At 42.8% G+C, this 14,888-nt stretch carries 12 protein-coding genes and 1 CRISPR repeat array (1 of these 13 running past the window's edge); of the genes, 1 reads left to right on the top strand and 11 read right to left on the bottom strand.

Features of this window, described 5'->3' with window-relative positions; genetic code table 11:
- Nucleotides 1-4 precede the first annotated feature (4 nt).
- The 3 genes from PXH68_RS03440 to hemW are packed head-to-tail and all read right to left on the bottom strand — an operon-like array spanning nucleotide 5 to nucleotide 2,498.
- The gene (locus tag PXH68_RS03440) at nucleotides 5-622 is read right to left on the bottom strand and encodes an NUDIX hydrolase N-terminal domain-containing protein (RefSeq protein ID WP_248027375.1); all 618 of its coding nucleotides are present in this window, start codon (nucleotides 620-622) and stop codon (nucleotides 5-7) included.
- Nucleotides 609-1,349, bottom strand: coding sequence for an acyl-ACP thioesterase domain-containing protein (locus tag PXH68_RS03435; protein WP_248027377.1), 741 nt, complete (start codon nucleotides 1,347-1,349; stop codon nucleotides 609-611). The genes PXH68_RS03440 and PXH68_RS03435 overlap by 14 nt, the downstream gene beginning before the upstream one ends.
- Before the next feature lie 12 nt (nucleotides 1,350-1,361).
- Nucleotides 1,362-2,498, bottom strand: coding sequence for a radical SAM family heme chaperone HemW (gene hemW / locus PXH68_RS03430; protein ID WP_248027380.1), 1,137 nt, complete (start codon nucleotides 2,496-2,498; stop codon nucleotides 1,362-1,364).
- A gap of 89 nt (nucleotides 2,499-2,587) precedes the next feature.
- Here hemW and PXH68_RS03425 point away from each other — a divergent pair, with 89 nt between their 5' ends.
- A complete protein-coding gene (locus PXH68_RS03425; protein WP_248027382.1) occupies nucleotides 2,588-3,166 on the top strand; it encodes a VanZ family protein in 579 nt (192 codons plus the stop codon).
- A gap of 23 nt (nucleotides 3,167-3,189) precedes the next feature.
- Here PXH68_RS03425 and PXH68_RS03420 read toward each other — a convergent pair whose 3' ends face one another.
- From PXH68_RS03420 to rpiA, 8 genes are all read right to left on the bottom strand, one after another.
- The gene (locus PXH68_RS03420; protein WP_248027383.1) at nucleotides 3,190-5,454 is read right to left on the bottom strand and encodes a glycogen/starch/alpha-glucan phosphorylase; all 2,265 of its coding nucleotides are present in this window, start codon (nucleotides 5,452-5,454) and stop codon (nucleotides 3,190-3,192) included.
- Between the two features lie 215 nt (nucleotides 5,455-5,669).
- Nucleotides 5,670-5,927 carry an HIRAN domain-containing protein gene (locus PXH68_RS03415; protein WP_248027386.1) on the bottom strand — a complete coding sequence of 86 codons (258 nt, stop codon included), beginning with the start codon at nucleotides 5,925-5,927 and terminating at the stop codon, nucleotides 5,670-5,672.
- Nucleotides 5,928-6,081: 154 nt separating this feature from the next.
- Nucleotides 6,082-6,795 carry a purine-nucleoside phosphorylase gene (deoD, locus tag PXH68_RS03410; protein WP_105110405.1) on the bottom strand — a complete coding sequence of 238 codons (714 nt, stop codon included), beginning with the start codon at nucleotides 6,793-6,795 and terminating at the stop codon, nucleotides 6,082-6,084.
- A 73-nt stretch (nucleotides 6,796-6,868) separates the two neighbouring features.
- Nucleotides 6,869-7,573, bottom strand: a complete 705-nt coding sequence (locus tag PXH68_RS03405; RefSeq protein ID WP_248027388.1) for a LemA family protein — start codon at nucleotides 7,571-7,573, stop codon at nucleotides 6,869-6,871.
- A 9-nt stretch (nucleotides 7,574-7,582) separates the two neighbouring features.
- Nucleotides 7,583-8,392 (bottom strand): purine-nucleoside phosphorylase, encoded by an 810-nt coding sequence (locus PXH68_RS03400; RefSeq protein ID WP_248027390.1) that lies wholly within the window; start codon nucleotides 8,390-8,392, stop codon nucleotides 7,583-7,585.
- Nucleotides 8,393-8,403: 11 nt separating this feature from the next.
- Nucleotides 8,404-8,760: an arsenate reductase family protein gene (locus PXH68_RS03395; RefSeq protein ID WP_248027392.1), complete on the bottom strand. Its 357-nt coding sequence runs from the start codon at nucleotides 8,758-8,760 to the stop codon at nucleotides 8,404-8,406.
- Nucleotides 8,760-9,971: a phosphopentomutase gene (locus PXH68_RS03390; RefSeq protein ID WP_248027394.1), complete on the bottom strand. Its 1,212-nt coding sequence runs from the start codon at nucleotides 9,969-9,971 to the stop codon at nucleotides 8,760-8,762. Before PXH68_RS03390 ends, PXH68_RS03395 begins: the two co-directional genes overlap by 1 nt.
- A gap of 81 nt (nucleotides 9,972-10,052) precedes the next feature.
- The gene (gene rpiA, locus PXH68_RS03385) at nucleotides 10,053-10,727 is read right to left on the bottom strand and encodes a ribose-5-phosphate isomerase RpiA (RefSeq protein ID WP_248027397.1); all 675 of its coding nucleotides are present in this window, start codon (nucleotides 10,725-10,727) and stop codon (nucleotides 10,053-10,055) included.
- 428 nt (nucleotides 10,728-11,155) lie between these two features.
- Nucleotides 11,156-14,888: a CRISPR direct-repeat array (repeat unit 36 nt; unit sequence GTTTTGAAACCATTCGAAACAGCACAGCTCTAAAAC); it runs 330 nt beyond the window's last position.

Here is a 14,888-nt window from a genome sequence, read left to right as displayed (position 1 = left end):
CTCCTTAATCAAATCGTGTTTCCCAATGCTCAGACCGCCTAGCTTCCAAGCAAAGTACTAACTGCTCAGCTGTATTTTTCCCAAGTGAGAGCGGTGGTAAATCATCTAGACTGAAGAAGCCACTGGCAACTGTTTCCGAATTGGGCTGAAACTCCCCGCCAAGGAGACGACATAGAATGAAGACCTTGGTCACGCGGTGGGCTGACTTGGCCGGATTGTTCTTGTGCTTGTCCAAAATCGCAACGACTCGCAGAGCCTCCACATCCAGCCCCGCTTCTTCCTTTACTTCCTTGACAACATTTTCCTTGACGGACTGGTCCACATCGCACCAACCACCTGGCAAGGACCAGAGCCCATCGTTTTCCTGGACAAGTAGGATTTTATCCTCTTGAAAAATAGCTGCGCGGGTATCCAGCTTGGGTGTCTGATAGCCTGTTTCATTGCAAAACAAGTCTGTCACCACTTCCAAGGGCTGTCCAGATGGCTCTACCAACATTTCCGCCGCAATCTGACGGATTTCCTCAAATCGCTCTATGTCATAGACATCTTTTCCATAGGCCAAGCCTGTCTGAGCCAAGGCTTGTAAACGTACGGCCCATTCCAACCACTTATCCTGCGACATGACTTTCCCTCCATTCTATGACAGCTTGCGCATGAATATGCCCATCTACCACAATCTCATGCTGGCTGACACCAGCTTCTGCCACCATGCGTGAACTCACCAAGCTAGTCGCCTCTACTTCCTTAAGATACTTGAGTTGGATTTTTTTAGGGACATGGCAGAGCAGAAAATCATAGCCCTGTGCTTCATACATCCATTCCAGGTACTTGCCATTGTTGACATGCCCATTCATATCCAAGTCAAAATAACGAACAGGAAATTCTTGAACAGATGGATTTTCCAAGAGCTGATACTTGGGAGCCCGAGACAATTTCTTGACCTGCTCAGACTGATAAGGGGCAATCAAATCTTCTGGAACAGGCGCCACCTTGCGAGTCTCAAAATCAATCAGGACAAAGTAGCAGAGAATGTCTAACAAAAGATTGCCCGCTGCATCGTAGATATAGAACATCCGATGACAGAAAAACTTGTTGTAGGCCACCGCTTCTGTTTTTATCGTGATGGTTTCATTGTACTTAGGTAGGCGTTGAATAGTTAGTTCATAATCTGTCACCACCCAAATCAAGCCAAATTCCTGATAAACATAGAGGTCACTACGACCCAGTTCTTCCGACTGCCGACCTGACACACCAAGACAGTAGGAAATAAAGTCAGGCAGTTTGATTTCTTGTTTGACATCCACCATATCAAAAGGAATGGTGAACTCTTCTTGGTAGCTTAGTCCCATTGTGTCCTCTTTCTAATCTTCTATAATGAAACGCTCGGCAACTGTATCGCCCAGAAACAGACCCTTTTTGGTCATCCGAAGCCAACGGTCTTCTTCTTGCAAGAGACCTTCATTTTTCAAGTCTCTGACCACCTGACCGTAGCAGTCTTCAAAGGAAATGCCAAACTTTTCCTCGAATCGCTCAATGGACACGCCAGTTTTTTTCCGTAGGCCCAGAAACATCTCTTCTTCCATCTGCTCGGTCTGGCTGAGGAATTCTTCGTGTAAGCGGGAATGGCCTTTTTCGCGGATGGATTTGAGGTAGTGCTGGATGGGGCCACGGTTGCGGTAGCGCATGCCGTCGATGTAGCCAGATGCTCCAGCTCCTAGACCATAGTACTCCGAGTTGTCCCAGTACATGAGGTTGTGGCGACTCTCAAAACCAGGTTTGGTGAAGTTGGAGATTTCGTAGTGCTCGAAGCCGTTTTTCTCCAGCTCTTGTAGGATGTAGTCGAACATATCCGACTCCACATCTTCGTTGGGCAGATGCAGGTTGCCACGGCGTTGGCGGTTCATGAAGACCGTGTGGTTCTCCAAAATCAAGCTATAGAGGCTCATGTGGGGAATGTCCAGCTCCAAGGCCTTGGCGACATTGTCCACCACCTGCTCCATGGTCTGACCAGGCAGGGCATAAATCAGGTCAATGGAAATGTTGTGAAAACCCGCTTCCTTGAGGGCTGCAATGGTTTCATAAATCTGGGCCTGGTTGTGGCTACGACCGATTTTTTTCAGCATACGGTCATCAAAGGTCTGAACACCCAACGACACCCGATTGCACTTGGACTTTTTCAGAACCGCAATCTTGTCTGCCGTCAAGTCACCTGGATTGGCCTCAATAGTGAATTCTTCCAGCTGTGACAAGTCCAGCAAGTCCTCCAGATTGGTCAGGAGATAATCTAGCTGGTCTGCCGAAAGAGCCGATGGTGTTCCGCCTCCGATATAAAGCGTGCGGAGGGCTGGCAGGTCGTAAAACTTGACCTCTTCCATGAGGGCTGCCAAATACTCGTCAACAGGCTGGTTCTTAATAAAGACCTTGGAAAAATCACAGTAGTAACAAATCTGGGTGCAAAATGGAATGTGGATATAGGCAGATGTCGGTCGTTTTTTCATACCAACTATTATAGCATACTGTCTCTAAAATTATTTTCTACAGCCTTTCCCCCCTCAAATAATGATATAATGAAAAAAGGAGGTCCTCTATGAAAAAAGAAATTTTCTACGATTGTATCAACTTGATTCTATCATTTCTGCTCTGCCGCTGGCTCTTCATGACCTTTCTTTTTTACCAGTTCACGACCATTTTCATGACGGTTGATTTTTGGTCTGCGCTTGCAGCGATCCTGTTAATGACTGGGGTTTGCTTTACTCTCTTTCGACTGGTCTATAAGCCCCGCATTTCGCGACTGACGCTTTGTTTTTTCTACACTTGCTACGGGCTTCTGCTAGTCTATCTTCTCTTTTTCAAAAGCATGGGCGTCAGAGGTGTCAACTGGGATCTCCTTAGTACCTTCTCTCAAGACCTATTTCTCAATCCTGCTATATTGGTCTTTAACCTCTTACTCTTTTTACCACTTGGGTTGCTTTTTTCATTTTCTTGGAAAAAACTTTCTCTCTTTGTAGGGGCCATATTGCTAGTTGAAGCCTGTCAATTCTTCTTTTCACTGGGCTTCTTTGACCTTGGTGACATCTTGCTTAACACCTCTGGCTTTGCCCTTGGAAACTTCTTGGGACAATCCGCAATCGCCAACTCTTTCAAAAATAGAATACAGAAAAAATGACCCCGAAAGGTCATTTTTATATACTACGCTTCCAAATGCCAGATATCTTCGTTGTACTGTTGGATAGTACGGTCTGATGAGAAGAATCCTGCTTTAGCAATGTTGACGATGACCTTATCCAACCAGCTGTCACGATCTTCGTAGTCTGCTAACATTCTTTCCTTAGTTGCAATGTAGTCTTCCAAGTCCAGCAAGGTCATGAAGTGGTCATTGTGCTTGAGGTTGTCCTGCAAGCGCCAGAGTCGTTCATCGATACCACCAGCCTGACGAATAGTGTCAGAAGTGATGAAATCAATCAATGGACGGATAGCTTCGCGCTCGTAGAAGGCATAAGGATGGTAGCTACCATTGACATAGTGGTCGATAACAGTTTGGCTATCTTGACCGAAAATGTAGATATTTTCATCACCAACTAATTCATGAATTTCCACGTTGGCACCATCATCTGTACCGATGGTCAAGGCACCATTGAGCATGAATTTCATGTTACCAGTACCAGATGCTTCTTTAGATGCAAGAGAAATCTGCTCTGAAATATCTGCCGCTGGAATGATGAAGCTGGCTTCTGTTACGTTGTAGTTTTCAATCATGACCAACTGCAAGTGTGGTGCTACTTCTGGATCATTTTTGATAACCTGTGACAAGACCAAAATCAAGTGGATAATATCTTGAGCCGTTGTGTAAGCTGGTGCTGCTTTTCCGCCAAAGAAGACTGTCAATGGACGAGTTGGGATATTGCCAGCCTTGATATCCAAATACTTGTGGATAACATAGAGGACATTCATCTGTTGACGCTTGTACTCATGCATACGCTTGATTTGTACATCAAAGATAGACTCTGGATTGACCTCCACACCTTGCGTCTTAGCAATATGACGTTGCAACTTACGCTTGTTGTGTTGCTTAGTTTCTTCCAACCATTTCTTCAATTCTTTGCTGTCTTTGTGGTCCAAAAGTTTTTCCAACTCGCTGGCATCATGGTGGTAGCCATGACCAAGTAGGCCATCAAGATAGCTCGCCAAACTTGGGTTGGCATGCATGAGCCAACGACGGAAGGTGATTCCATTAGTCTTGTTGTTAAACTTCTCTGGATAGAGCTCATAGAAGGCTTTCAACTCAGATGTCTTCAAAATCTCAGTATGGAGGGCTGCCACACCGTTGATAGAGTAGCCATAGTGAATATCCATGTGGGCCATGTGAACACGACCATGCTCATCGATGATATTAACCGCTGGATCATTTTTCACTTCTTTGGCACGGCGGTCCAACTCTTCGATAAATGGTACTAAGTGAGGCACCACACGGTTCAAGAAGTCAAACGGCCATTTTTCAAGGGCTTCAGACAAGATAGTGTGGTTGGTATAGGCCGTCATTTTCTTAACAATTTCGATTGCCTCATCAAAGGAAATGCCACGGAGTTCCAAGAGACGAATCAATTCTGGAATGACAAGGGATGGGTGAGTGTCGTTGATTTGAACCACCGCATAATCAGGCAAGTCATGGAGGTTTGACCCTTTGGCAACCGCTTCATCAATCAAGAGTTGAGCTGCATTTGATACCATGAAATACTGCTGGAAGATACGGAGAATTTTACCCTCGTATGTCGAATCATCTGGATAAAGGAAGAGGGTCAAATTACGGAAAATATCTTCCTTGTCAAACTCAATGCCATCATAAATAATATTGTCATCAACTGAACCAAGGTCAAACAAACGCAAACGGTTCTTCCGCTCAGTCTTATAACCTGGCACATCGATATCGTACAACTTAGACGTCAAGGTAAAGTTAGCAAATGGCACTTGGTAAGAAATTGGGGATTCTGTCAACCAAGAACGTGGTGTAATCCATTCATTTGGCACTGCAGATTGCTGATGGTATTCGAACAACTGACGGAAAAGTCCGAAGTGGTAGTTCAATCCGACCCCATCACCATTAAGACCTAGACTAGCAATTGAATCAAGGAAGCAGGCAGCCAAACGACCCAAACCACCATTTCCTAGTGATGGCTCCATCTCCACATCTTCAATAGCAATTAAGTCTTTACCTGCTGCTGCAAGCTGGCTCTTCACCTCATCATAAACACCCAAGTTGATCAAGTTATTAGACAAGAGTTTACCAATCAAGAACTCAGCAGAAATATAGTAAACTTTCTTCTTTTGTTGATTAGTATATTTTGCTTCGCTCTGCTGTTTAGTAAATGCTAGAAGAGCATAATAGAGTTCATAGTCAGAACAATCCTCGATACGTTTGGCATACATAGCCTGAACAAAATGTTGTAAATTAATCACGGCGACCTCCCCTTGCAAATTCATTTGTGTAAACATTCAAAAATATTTCATAAACACTTTTGTAAACGCTTTCTAATTTGATTATACACTAAAATATAAGAAAAAACAAGCCCAAATTAGTTTTTGTCGCATTTCTATCATTGAAACTAGATTGAAATGATTTATTGTTCTGAATCCTAGCAAAAAACAGAGCTAAACAGCTCTGTTTTTCTATATCATTTACGAAAATCTTTGAATTTTACAACCACACGAAGTTGACGTTCCGGGTGTTCTGTTAAATCTATCATTTGAACTCTGGCTTCAAGGATCTCACCATGTCCATAGAATAACAATCGACTAATTAGGCTATTTTTATGCTTGGGAATATAACCCAATTTTTTCCCTTGAAATAGAATCACAACTGCTTCTGAATCATAAGGGTTAGCTGGTTCCGCAAGCATTTCTAAAGAAGTACCCAGTTTTAATTCTTTCACTAATCGCTCCCTTATCGTTTTCAAGGAGCGAGCTCATACAGTCCACTGGACTGTATGACTAATAAGCAAATCCAGCTAAATGAAAATCTTCAATGTGACGTGTTGGTTCAAAATTTGCAAATGACATAGAATTCTCCTTACGAATAATCAATATCTATTCAGCAATCAAGGTTTCCAAACCAACCTTCATCATGTCCGTGAAAGTGTTTTGACGCTCTTCTGCTGTCGTATCTTCGTCTGGGTTGACCAAGCTATCAGAAATAGTCATGATTGCAAGTGTTTCAACACCGAATTTAGCACCCAAATAATAAAGGGCTGCAGCTTCCATCTCAACTGCCTTGACACCAATTTGACCAAGTTCCAAATTACGACTGAAAAGTTTAGGTGAGTAGAAACTGTCTGAAGACAAGACATTACCGACATGCGTTGTCAAATTAAGGTCTTTAGCAATATGATATGCCTTGTCCAAAAGGTTGAAACTTGCAATTTGTGGCAAGTCATATTCTGGCCAATCAATATTGATCATACGAGAGTTGGTTGCAGCTGCTTGCGCCAAGACCAATTCACGAACATGAACATCAGCACTCAGTGAGCCTGCTGTTCCAACACGGATCAATTTTTTCACACCGTATTCATTGATCAATTCATGAGCATAGATAGAGATGGATGGCATTCCCATACCTGTTCCCATGACAGAGACACGGTGACCCTTGTAGGTACCTGTGTAGCCGAACATATTGCGAACTTCGTTGAAGCAAACTGCATCTTCAAGGAAGTTTTCAGCGATAAATTTAGCACGAAGCGGATCACCAGGAAGCAAAATCTTATCAGCAATTTCGCCTGGTTTTGCGGAAATATGGATACTCATCTTTTTCACAAAGGGCTACTAGCCCTTCCTTTCTTTTCTCTATTTATGTAACATAGATTTCAAATTGACCAGGTTACATATAGTCTCGCTCCTTGAAACCAAGTGTCCCTCTTAAGAAGGCAAATGGCAAGGCATAGATTGATTTATTGTATTGTGAAACTGTGTCGTTGTAATACAGGCGTTGGTTGGTCACCAGAGCTTCAGCTTCTTTGATTTCTCGCATCAAATCACGCAGACTCTCATCAGCTCTTCCTTTTGTATCCCGTTCGATCCGTTCCACCAACTTTGTAACTTTTTCAGAGTGTTGCGACAGATGGTCATGGAAATTGTTTGAACCCGAATTAGAAGTGAATTTCTTCTTGGTCTGATGATGATTGGCATCGTTTCCTTCTGCAGTCAGACGGTCTGACTGCTTCTCCTCTTCAATCAACTCGGAAAAGGTATTCTTCACAGACATTTTTAACTCGTGATCTACAATTTTATCCGTCACTTCTTGCAGTTGGTCCAACAACTTTGTAACATGTAGTTGTTTAATCTCTATTGCATTGTAAGAAGTGATAATCTCCTCTTTTAAGTGAACAACCTTATTATATTGCAGTATAAATAAAATAATCAGATAAGAAATTACTGCACAAATAATCGAAGCACCATTGAAAGGCTCGTAGTTGGTGTTAGAACCACTCGTATCAATAGCTGCAAAGAAAACCAACCATACCATTGTAAGTAGTGCAATAATGCCTATCCCTTTCAGAACACTGAACCAGGGTTTGTTGGTCATTAGTCCCTCCTACAACTCAGCCAAGATAGCCTTGACCAAGCCTTTGAAGTTGCCCTTGATTTGCTCGGTTACTTCTACAACTTCTTCGTGGTTGAGTTCGGATTGGAAACCTGCCGCAAAGTTTGTGATAGCAGAAATTCCCAAAACTTTCATACCTGAGTGAGCTGCCACGATAACTTCTGGTACTGTTGACATACCGACTGCATGGGCACCCAAAGTCTTGAAGGCCAAGATTTCTGCAGGTGTTTCATAGGTAGGACCTGTCACGCCGAGGTAGACACCATTGTCCAACTTGATACCCAATTTTTCCGCAACGGCATGGGCTTTTTCACGGTATTCTTTAGTGTAGGCATTTGACATATCTGGGAAACGTGGACCAAATTCTTCCAAGTTTTCGCCAATCAGTGGATTTTGACCAGTCATGTTGATATGGTCTGTAATAGCCATGAGGGTACCTGGGCCGTAGCCGATACCACCGGCGGCATTGGTTACAATCACGCCTTCACAACCAAGAGCTTTCATGACGCGGACTGGGAAGGTCACAACTTCCATCGGATTTCCTTCGTAGAAGTGGAAACGACCTTGCAAAGCCAAGACCTTGCGTCCTGCCAAATCACCGTAAACCAACTTACCAGCATGACCTACAACTGTTGACTTGCCCCAGTTTGGAATGTCTGCATAATCGATTACGATAGCATTTTCTACTTCTTCCGCTAATTCGCCCAAACCTGAGCCCAAAATCAAACCGAATTCTGGCTTAATCATTCCTTTTTCTTCTAAAAAGGTTTTTGTTTCATAAATTTTTTCAAGTAAACTCATTTTTTCTCCTTTTATAAATAAGCTGACCAGTCGTACTCTGGCATTTTTTCTTTGATAATATCAAGTGGACGACAGAGAAAGGCTGTCTGTTCTCGCTCAATAATGGGGCGATTAAGAGTAGTGGGTTCTTCCACTAAACGCTGGAAAAGTTCTTCTTCTGACAAGCCAGCTCGCTCTTCTTCTGTCAACCGAATAACTGCTGATGGCTGACTGTCCATTTTTTTCAAAAGAGCTGCCAATTCCTCTGCTGTCAGTGGATTTTCTAGGTAATTGACCCACTTGATGTCCAGGTCCTGGCTAGGCAGTAAGATTTTTAATTTCTTACATTTGCTGCAGTCGGGATTGTAATAGACCGTCAATTGTTCCATTAGACCAGGGCTCCTAAGAAGCTCTCGCCAATCATGGCTGTGTCCACTCCGAAGTTTTCCGCAACGGTTGCTGAAATGTCCGCAAAATGACCTACTGGCAAGACACCACTACCTTTGAAAGCCTTGCTGTAGGCCAAGAGTGGCACATATTCACGGGTATGGTCAGTACCTGCGTAGGCAGGGTCATTTCCATGGTCAGCTGTAATCAAGAGCAGGTCATCCTCACGCATAGCAGCGATAATTTCTGGGATACGAGCATCGAACTCCTGCAAGCAATCGCGGTAGCCTTCGATATTGCGACGGTGACCATACACAGCATCAAAGTCAACTAAGTTTGTGAAGGAGAAACCTTCCTCGAAGTCTGATAACTTCAGAGTATCAATCAACACATCGACACCGTGCATGTTGGACTTGGTGTGACCCATATCATTTGTAATACCTGAACCATTGAAAATATCACTGATTTTACCAACTGAGTAAGTTGGTACACCCGCATCTGCCAGTTTGTTGAGTACGGTTGCTTCAAACGGTGATACGGCATAGTCGTGACGGTTGGCAGTTCGTGAGAAATTGCCTGGCTCACCAACGTATGGACGGGCGATGATACGACCGAGAAGAGCTGGTCGTTCAAGAGTAATGGAACGAGCGTACTCACAGATACGATACAACTCATCAAGTGGAATAATGTCTTCGTGGGCTGCAATCTGAAGGACAGGGTCTGCGGAGGTGTAGACGATCAACTCCCCTGTTTCCATTTGGCGAGGACCAAAGTCATCAATAACAGCTGTACCAGAATACGGCTTGTTTGCCTCACGGATGATTTTACGGCCTGAGAACTCTTCGATTTTTGTCAAAATCTCTTCAGGGAAACCATCCCAGAATGTATCGAATGGCTCGGTGATATTGAGGCCCATGATTTCCCAGTGGCCTGTCATAGTATCTTTTCCGAGCGATACTTCTTCCAACTTGGTCACGTATCCAGTTGGATTTTCTTCAGAAGCAACAGTCGCAAGGGCTGTGTCACGAGGGATGTTTCCAAGACCGATTTTCGCCATGTTTGGCACAGCAAGACCTGCTTTTTCAGAGATGTGGCCGAGGGTGTCAGACTCCGTGTCCGCAATCCCAGCGTTGAAAAACTTGTCTGCATCTGGTGCCGCACCGATTCCGACAGAATCCATGACCACCAGGTGAATACGTTTAAATTTAGACATAAGAACTCCTTTATAATGTTCGTCTTTTCATTATACCACAAAAAAGCTCCCCATTAAATAAAAATGAGAAGCGTTTTCAATTTATTTCTTTTCAAGTATTTCTGGTCCTTGTGGTGTCCCAACAATAACCTTAGAAATCAAGCCGATAAAGAGCCCATGCTCGACTACTCCCACTGTTTTGTCCAGCTCGTCCGCCAAGGCCTCCGTATCCTCGATGCGTTGTAAATCCAAATCAATAATGAAATTCTTCATATCGGTCACGTGCTTCTGGCCGTCAGTCATCCGAAAACTTGGTCGGTAGCCTTTGGCCTCGAAGTGTCGGAAAAGGTTCTCCGCACCGTACTGCACGACTTCCACCGGCAACTTGAAGGCACCTAGGGTTTGCACCACCTTAGACTCATCGACGATCCAGATGCAGTCCTTGCTGTTGACCGCGACCACCTTCTCCATAAGCAGTGCGGCACCGCCTCCCTTGATACCATTGAAGGCTCCGTCCACCTCATCAGCTCCGTCCACCGTCAAGTCCACGTGATCGACCTCGTCGATGTTTTTTAGGGGAATCCCAAGGGACGCAGCATGCTCAGCCGTGGCATGAGAGGTCGTTACGCCTGTGATTTGTAAGCCCTCCTCTGCAACCCGGCGGCCAATCTCCTGCACGAAATAGTAAGCCGTCGAGCCAGTCCCTAGCCCAACAATCATGCCGTCAGCAACAAACTCCGCCGCCTTAATCCCAACCTGCTCTTTTAAGTTTGTCATCCTTGTCTCCTTTGAAATAAAACGATTACATATAGTATATCATGGAAAACTTTGAATGGACAAGAGGGAGTTAGAAATCTTGGAGGAAAATTGGATGTTGTTAATCGTCATTTGAACTTTGAAAGTTTATGATAGAGAATTACTTGTCTGTTCACTAATTTCCATCCTTCAAAAATGAATTTTGAATCGAATTCATCTATACTTTTTACTTTCAATTTTTTTGGTAATTATTTTGATGATTAAAGTTAAAATATTCACTACTACTGTTATAACCAGTAGTATTAAAATAATTGATTTTGCATCCATCTACAATCCCCTTTATTTTTTGACACTTAAATATTTTTGCCACATTGCTTTTGAGAATTAAAATAACTATTTAGAGCAACACAACTCTAAAACTTAATCACACCTGCAGTTAAAATCCCTGCGTTTTGAAACCATTCGAAACAGCACAGCTCTAAAACTTATGATAGACGTACAGAAGATAACAAACGGTTTTGAAACCATTCGAAACAGCACAGCTCTAAAACTTCCAGAATGTTCTATTTCTTGTTTGTCAGGTTTTGAAACCATTCGAAACAGCACAGCTCTAAAACACCCCTGAGCGGTCATAAGAAAAGACCACAGTTTTGAAACCATTCGAAACAGCACAGCTCTAAAACTATTGTTATGTATTGCCTCTACAACCACTAGTTTTGAAACCATTCGAAACAGCACAGCTCTAAAACCAAGCTTTGCAACGTGGCAAGATTGCCGCAGTTTTGAAACCATTCGAAACAGCACAGCTCTAAAACAGGCTGGTGGGTTGCAGTTGCAGACCCTAAGTTTTGAAACCATTCGAAACAGCACAGCTCTAAAACCCACACGAACAAACTTCTCCGCTCGCTCAAGTTTTGAAACCATTCGAAACAGCACAGCTCTAAAACGCTGGCGAGCAGGTCCTTCTCTTTGTCCGTGTTTTGAAACCATTCGAAACAGCACAGCTCTAAAACTGAAAAAATTTAATTTTTTGATTACGTACAGTTTTGAAACCATTCGAAACAGCACAGCTCTAAAACATTCGTCAGGATCATGTACCTGCCTTGGTTGTTTTGAAACCATTCGAAACAGCACAGCTCTAAAACAATGAGGAAGACGTTTGGTTATCACTACTAGTTTTGAAACCATTCGAAACAGCACAGCTCTAAAACCCGAACCGTGTTCCAATGCAACTGAAAACGGTTTTGAAACCATTCGAAACAGCACAGCTCTAAAACGTTAAACTCTTGATATGACTGAGTTTTTGAGTTTTGAAACCATTCGAAACAGCACAGCTCTAAAACAAACTCGAGTCAGAACCGTATGCAGAAGGTAGTTTTGAAACCATTCGAAACAGCACAGCTCTAAAACTTACAATCAAATTGAAAACCTCACGGGCGTGTTTTGAAACCATTCGAAACAGCACAGCTCTAAAACACTAAAACAGGTTGAAAGTTTGACAATAAAGTTTTGAAACCATTCGAAACAGCACAGCTCTAAAACTAACCATAACGTGTTTGAAATACATGGTTTGTTTTGAAACCATTCGAAACAGCACAGCTCTAAAACTTCAATGGCGGACGTATACCACTTGACAGAGTTTTGAAACCATTCGAAACAGCACAGCTCTAAAACTAACCTTGGCATAGACCGCATTTTTCTACAGTTTTGAAACCATTCGAAACAGCACAGCTCTAAAACTTTTGGTATGCGTGGTAACAATGTGATGGTGTTTTGAAACCATTCGAAACAGCACAGCTCTAAAACTGTAATTCTTGATTGTGTCAGATAGGTCACGTTTTGAAACCATTCGAAACAGCACAGCTCTAAAACTTTACAACAGCCTCTTCAAGAGATGCTGCCGTTTTGAAACCATTCGAAACAGCACAGCTCTAAAACGCTACGACTGAGGATATCACCAACCAAATCGTTTTGAAACCATTCGAAACAGCACAGCTCTAAAACGACTGAACTGTTTGCCATCCACTGTTTACAGTTTTGAAACCATTCGAAACAGCACAGCTCTAAAACTGCGGTTAAGAATTTAACGATACCAGACATGTTTTGAAACCATTCGAAACAGCACAGCTCTAAAACTGCATGAGTTACAACATAAGAATCACTTTCGTTTTGAAACCATTCGAAACAGCACAGCTCTAAAACGCTGAATGTTCAGCCCCGTCTGGATAGCGTGTTTTGAAACCATTCGAAACAGCACAGCTCTAAAACCATCGTCGATTTCCTTTTCTTCATCAACAGGTTTTGAAACCATTCGAAACAGCACAGCTCTAAAACAGCCCCACAACTCCAGCATGTAGAGTATTTGTTTTGAAACCATTCGAAACAGCACAGCTCTAAAACGTTGGCTTGCTTAGCACAGAGCACGTCAGAGTTTTGAAACCATTCGAAACAGCACAGCTCTAAAACACTGACAAAGGAGCTACTTTCGCATTTCGTGTTTTGAAACCATTCGAAACAGCACAGCTCTAAAACCGTCCTTCCAACCTACTTTATTGTTGAGTTGTTTTGAAACCATTCGAAACAGCACAGCTCTAAAACCTACACTAATATTAAAAATCTCTTTCCAACGTTTTGAAACCATTCGAAACAGCACAGCTCTAAAACGTAGAAGCCGTTCCAATCAAGACGGACATCGTTTTGAAACCATTCGAAACAGCACAGCTCTAAAACTCAAGCTCAAAGGGCTTGGCGGTCTGAAAGAGTTTTGAAACCATTCGAAACAGCACAGCTCTAAAACTCTTCTGATTGACTTTTAGAGCGTATCTTAGTTTTGAAACCATTCGAAACAGCACAGCTCTAAAACCTTGATGGTCTATCTGTTTGCTCCGCAATAGTTTTGAAACCATTCGAAACAGCACAGCTCTAAAACAAACGCTCCAGCTTACCCCGAAAAGTAGCGGTTTTGAAACCATTCGAAACAGCACAGCTCTAAAACTGTATCAACTGCTTGAATAATGGTATCCAGGTTTTGAAACCATTCGAAACAGCACAGCTCTAAAACGCTCTTATTGTTGGTTGTATCCTACATGACGTTTTGAAACCATTCGAAACAGCACAGCTCTAAAACAAGCCGACCAAGCTCTAACTCAAGAACAAGTTTTGAAACCATTCGAAACAGCACAGCTCTAAAACGTAACCGTGTAACTCTTATTATACGGACCTGTTTTGAAACCATTCGAAACAGCACAGCTCTAAAACACGCACCAGGGCGGTCACATCTGCGTCGAAGTTTTGAAACCATTCGAAACAGCACAGCTCTAAAACACACGCTTGTAATAAGTACCTGGATACCCTGTTTTGAAACCATTCGAAACAGCACAGCTCTAAAACTTCTTCTGGCTTTCGTGCTTCTCTCAACAGGTTTTGAAACCATTCGAAACAGCACAGCTCTAAAACTTTAGAGCTTGAGTTTTAATACGCTTATAAGTTTTGAAACCATTCGAAACAGCACAGCTCTAAAACCGAGCATTTTACCTAATGACTCGCTACGTGGTTTTGAAACCATTCGAAACAGCACAGCTCTAAAACGCTTTTTATCCAAGTACCACTTTGTGATGTGTTTTGAAACCATTCGAAACAGCACAGCTCTAAAACATTGTTAAACCATTGAGGCACACCCGAAAAGTTTTGAAACCATTCGAAACAGCACAGCTCTAAAACACTGACAAAGGAGCTACTTTCGCATTTCGTGTTTTGAAACCATTCGAAACAGCACAGCTCTAAAACCGTCCTTCCAACCTACTTTATTGTTGAGTTGTTTTGAAACCATTCGAAACAGCACAGCTCTAAAACCTACACTAATATTAAAAATCTCTTTCCAACGTTTTGAAACCATTCGAAACAGCACAGCTCTAAAACGTAGAAGCCGTTCCAATCAAGACGGACATCGTTTTGAAACCATTCGAAACAGCACAGCTCTAAAACTCAAGCTCAAAGGGCTTGGCGGTCTGAAAGAGTTTTGAAACCATTCGAAACAGCACAGCTCTAAAACTCTTCTGATTGACTTTTAGAGCGTATCTTAGTTTTGAAACCATTCGAAACAGCACAGCTCTAAAACAGTAAACCAACTAGGAGAATCGAGAAGAGGGTTTTGAAACCATTCGAAACAGCACAGCTCTAAAA

The sequence above is a fragment of the Streptococcus sp. 29896 genome, from assembly GCF_032594915.1.
Taxonomy (GTDB): Bacteria; Bacillota; Bacilli; order Lactobacillales; family Streptococcaceae; genus Streptococcus; species Streptococcus suivaginalis.
The sequence above is the reverse complement of the archived record's forward strand: the minus strand, read 5'-3'. Positions and strand labels throughout refer to the sequence as shown.